Source organism: Pseudomonas sp. 2822-15 (genome assembly GCF_002742515.1).
Lineage (GTDB): Bacteria > Pseudomonadota > Gammaproteobacteria > Pseudomonadales > Pseudomonadaceae > Aquipseudomonas > Aquipseudomonas salomonii.
The window spans coordinates 1-231 of the sequence record NZ_LJRY01000455.1; the positions used below are offsets into that span (position 1 = coordinate 1).

At 34.6% G+C, this 231-nt stretch carries 1 protein-coding gene; it reads left to right on the forward strand.

Annotation, left to right across the window (positions count from 1 at the left end; all coding sequences use genetic code 11):
* On the forward strand, nt 1-231 hold a 231-nt coding region (locus AOA59_RS31800), incomplete at both ends, for a phospholipase D-like domain-containing protein (protein WP_256593167.1).

The window sequence follows — 231 nt, forward strand, 5'->3', positions numbered from 1 at the left end:
ACTTAGTGGTGTCGATGTTCGAATATTAGTTCCTAGTAGGCCAGATAAAAGAATTGTATTTTATGCTTCACGATCTTATTTTCCAGAGCTTCTTGATGCTGGGGCAAAGATTTATGAGTATCATCGTGGATTTATGCATAGCAAAATAATTATTGTTGATCATGACATAGCATCAATTGGTACAGCGAATATGGATATGAGAAGCTTTCATCTGAATTTTGAAGTAAATGC